At 69.9% G+C, this 3,694-nt stretch carries 3 protein-coding genes and 1 pseudogene; all 4 read right to left on the bottom strand.

What is annotated here, in order from left to right; genetic code table 11:
- Positions 1-317 (bottom strand): annotated as a pseudogene (locus RDU12_RS13860) (hypothetical protein); the annotation flags it as partial.
- Between the two features lies 1 nt (position 318).
- Positions 319-1,344, bottom strand: a complete 1,026-nt coding sequence (gene fliG / locus RDU12_RS13855; RefSeq protein ID WP_300292327.1) for a flagellar motor switch protein FliG — start codon at positions 1,342-1,344, stop codon at positions 319-321.
- Positions 1,345-1,355: 11 nt separating this feature from the next.
- Positions 1,356-2,996 (bottom strand): flagellar basal-body MS-ring/collar protein FliF, encoded by a 1,641-nt coding sequence (fliF, locus tag RDU12_RS13850; RefSeq protein ID WP_300292324.1) that lies wholly within the window; start codon positions 2,994-2,996, stop codon positions 1,356-1,358.
- A gap of 78 nt (positions 2,997-3,074) precedes the next feature.
- A partial coding sequence (locus tag RDU12_RS13845) for a hypothetical protein (RefSeq protein WP_308685199.1) occupies positions 3,075-3,694 on the bottom strand: 620 nt, incomplete at its 5' end.

Genomic DNA, 3,694 nt, shown 5'->3' with positions numbered 1-3,694 from the left:
CCGAAGGGCGGGTTGCCGATGTCGTGGGCCAGGCACGCGGCCTGGACGATGTCGCCGACCGCGCCCGGTGTAGCGCCCTCGGGCAGGCCGGCGGCGAGCGCCTCGCCGATCGCCGCCAGCGCCCTGGCCTGAAGGCTCTCGCTCTCGGCCAGGGTCGCGTTGCGCGCCTCCACCCGGGCGTCGGCCAGAAGGGCCTCGACCTCCTCCGGGGCGTAGGCGCGCCGGATCGGACGGTAGGCGGACGCCTGCACCACGACGCCCGCGGCGTCGAACTCGGTGTCGAAGGAAAACGGCGTGCTGGCGGGTTGAGCGGTCATGTCAGTAGATCAACTCGTCGTCGGCGCCCTGGCCGACCAGCATGATCTCGCCCTTGGCGGCGAGATCCTTGGCGACCTGGACCATGGCCATCTGGGCCTGGTCGACGTCCTTGAGGCGGACCGGCCCCATGGTTTCCATGTCCTCGCGCATGATCTTCGACGCGCGCTCGGACATGTTGGAGAAGAACAGCTCGCGCAGCGATTCCGAGGCGCCCTTCAGGGCCAGTCCGAGCGAGTCCTTCTCGACCGCGCGCAGCAGGGTCTGGATGCCGCCCGGGTCCAGCTTGGACAGGTCCTCGAACACGAACATCAGGGCGCGGATGCGCTCGGCCGCCTCGCGGTTGCGCTCTTCCAGGGCGCCGATGAAGCGGGCCTCGGTCTGGCGGTCGAAGCTGTTGAAGATGTCGGCCATCATCTCGTGGCTGTCGCGCTTCGAGGTGCGGGCCAGGTTGGACATGAATTCGGTGCGCAGGGTCTGTTCGATCTTGTCGAGGATCTCGCGCTGCACCGGCTCCATGCGCAGCATGCGCTGGACGCATTCGAGGGCGAAGTCCTCGGGCAGGGCGGTCAGGACGCGCGCGGCGTGGTCGGCCTTGATCTTCGACAGGACCACCGCGACGGTCTGCGGGTATTCGTTCTTCAGATAGTTGGCGAGGACCGCCTCGTTCACATTGCCGAGCTTGTCCCACATGGTGCGACCGGCGGGGCCGCGGATTTCCTCCATCAGGGCGTCGACGCGCTCGCCCGGCATGAAGGCGGCCAGCAGGCGCTGGGTCTGCTCGTAGCTGCCCATCACCGCGCCCGAGCCGCTCATGCCCGAGACGAACTCGACCATCAGCTCCTCGACCACCTGGGCCGAGACGGTGCCGAGCGAGGCCATGGCCTGCGAGATTTCCTTGATCTCGTCCTCGTCGAGGCTCTGCCACAGACGGGTATGGTCCTCGCCCAGCGACAGCAGGATGACGGCGGCCTTCTCCGGACCCGTCAGTTTCCTGATGTCGTCGACGGCGGGCTTCTTGGTGACCATGCGGGCGGCCATCAGCCTTCGTGCACCCAGCTGCGCAGGATGGAGGTCGACTCGTCAGGGTGTTTCTCGACGAAGTCGGCGACCTTCTTGACCGAGGAGGCCTTCACCTGGCCCTCGATGCGGGCGATATCGAGCCGCTGCTCCATTTCGGTCGGGCCGCCGGGGCCGGTCAGCTGGGCCATCTGCCCGCCGCCCGCGGCCATCATGGTGGTCTGCAGCGGCGTCACCGGCATGCCGGGCCCGGCCAGCTGGGGTTGGGCGCCGCCGCCGGTGGCGGTCTTCAGCAGCGGGCGCAGCACGAAGAAGATCAGCAGCACGCCGGTGATCAGCAGGACCAGCAGCTCGACCCCTCGCATCAGGTCGTTCTTGGTGAAGTTGAACAGGGACGAGCCGGCCTCGACCCCGCCGACGGCGGCGAGATCGCGATTGAACCGCACGGCGGTCACCTGGACGATGTCGCCCCGCTCCTCGTTGAAGCCGACAGCCGCCTTGACCAGGGCCTCGATCTTGGCGCGATCCTCTTCCGACACCGGGGTGTAGACCGGTTCGCCGCCGGCCTCGGCGGGCGGCGCGTATTTGCCGTCGACGGCCACCGCCACCGCCAGCTTCTTGACCTCGCCGGCCTCCTTGATGGTGGTCGTGGTGGTGTTCGAGATCTCGTAGTTGGTGGTCTCGGTGTTCTGGGTGTCGCGCGAGCCGATCGGCGTGACGCCGGGGGCCTCCCCGCCGGGGATGTTGTTGGTCGCCGTGGCGCCGCCGTCGTTGGCCCCGGTGGTGTCGGCGCTTTCCGACCCGTTCATCGAGGTCGACCGCACCACCTGGCCGTCGGGATCGAAGCGCTGTTCCTGGGTGGTGGAGCGGCTGTGATCGATGTCGGCGGTGACCTGGACCCGGGCCGCGCCGACGCCGACGACGCCCTCGACGATGTCCTTGATGCGCGCCTGCAGCTGGGCCTCGGTCGACGACTTGGCTTCCTCCGCCGAGGCGGCGCTGAAGCCCGCGTCGTCCGACCCGGCGGCGAGGGTGCGGTTGGCGGTGTCGGTCAGGGTGACCTTTTCGGGCTTCAGGTTCGGCACGGCCGAGGCCACGACGTTGCGAATGGCCTGGACCTGGGCGCCGGTCAGGGCGCCGCCGCTGACGCCGACGACCACCGAGGCGGTCGGCGGCGCCGAAGCGGTCTGAAACAGTTGGCGCGACGGCAGGGCGATCAGCACCCGGGCCGAGGTGATGCCGCGCATGTCCATGATGGTGCGGGCCAGTTCGCCCTCGAGGGCGCGCTTCTCGTTGAGGTTCTGCTGGAACTCGGTCTGGCCCAGCACCGACTGGTTGTCGAAGATCTCGTAACCGACGCTGCCCGAGGTCACGAGGCCCTTGCCGGCGACCAGCAGGCGCGCCTCTCCGACCTCGTCGCGGCTGACGAAGATGGTCGAGCCGTCGCCCTTGGACGAATATTTGATGCCGGCGCTGTCCAGCGCCGAGGTGATCTCGGAGGCCTCGCGCAGGTCGAGGTTGGAATACAGCAGGGCGTCGGGGGCCTGGCCGATGCGCAGCATGACGGCGACCAGCACGGCCGCGACGCCGGCGGCCACGCCCAGCACCACGGTCAAGCGACCGATCCCGAATCTCTGCAACGCCGCCGTGAAGCCGCCCACGCGTCCCGCCCCGAATACTCACGGGTGCATACCGACGCCCGCTAGGCAGAAACTGCCGCCTGCGTGGTAAACGGGGCGTTAAGGGGCGAGGCCTTGCAGCGCCCCCATGGCCATGAAGGCGCGACCGGCGGCGAAATCGCCGGCCTCGAAGCGGGCCCTGGCCACGCTGCCGTCGCGGAAATGGAACTCGACCAGGAAGGCCTCACGCGGATCGAGACGCGCCAGCCGGTCGGCGGCGGAGGCCGGGAAGCGCCAGGCGTCTCCGGCGCGGCTGTCCCCGGTCAGCAGGGCTGGGTCGGCGGCTGAAACTCCGGTGGCCCAGACGCTGGCGCGCGAGGCGGCCGGAACCAGCCCGCCCCCGGACAGCCAGGCCCGCGGAGCCTTGGCGTCGTCGCGGAAGACGATCCGGGCCGCATAGGGACGCGAGCGGCCGACGAAGGAGACCACGGCGGTGAGGGTCGACGCCTGGTCCGCGCCGCCATAGCCGAAGGTCACCGGCGAGGCGCCGACGCGGGAAGCCTGCATCAGCCGCCATCCCGGCTGGGACCATTTGGTGCGATCGGCGACCCAGGGCTGGCGCTCGCCCGCGAAGGTCATGCGCGGGGTGCGGGCCCAGCCGGAAAAGGCGCCGTCGACCCGGTCGCGGACGACCGCCAGTTGCGGATCGCGACACGAGACGGCCGCGGCGCGCGAGCGGG

This window comes from Brevundimonas sp. (assembly GCF_031082345.1).
In the GTDB taxonomy this organism is placed as follows: Bacteria; Pseudomonadota; Alphaproteobacteria; order Caulobacterales; family Caulobacteraceae; genus Brevundimonas.
The sequence above is the reverse complement of the archived record's forward strand: the minus strand, read 5'-3'. Positions and strand labels throughout refer to the sequence as shown.

Coding starts and splice junctions, on each gene's coding strand:
- fliG (WP_300292327.1), bottom strand. CDS start 1,344: ATGGTCACCAAGAAGCCCGCCGTCGACGACATCAGGAAACTGACGGGT.